The sequence below is a fragment of the Leptolyngbya sp. CCY15150 genome (assembly GCF_016888135.1).
Taxonomy (GTDB): Bacteria; Cyanobacteriota; Cyanobacteriia; order RECH01; family RECH01; genus RECH01.
On sequence record NZ_JACSWB010000265.1, the window covers coordinates 1 to 216 of the forward strand.

Annotated in this window: 1 pseudogene; it reads left to right on the top strand. The window is 49.1% G+C overall.

Annotation, left to right across the window (positions count from 1 at the left end):
• Nucleotides 1–21 precede the first annotated feature (21 nt).
• Nucleotides 22–216, top strand: a pseudogene (locus JUJ53_RS19660) (hypothetical protein); the annotation flags it as partial.

A 216-nucleotide genomic window follows, 5' to 3' on the forward strand; every position in this document is an offset into this window, starting at 1 on the left:
CTATGCTCGGTTGCTCTGGCCTTGAGTATTGTCCTACTCGAACCTGAGGAAGCAATTCATGGCATCAACCTGGCGCGAAACATCCTGGGGCAGTACATCATCATTCCTGCTGCTGTGTGTTCGGTCATCACTGGTGTTTTGCTTTGTGGCTTTACTCATTGGGGCTTCTTCAAACATGACTGGGTGATGGCAAAACAACTCGTCACCTTGCTTTTG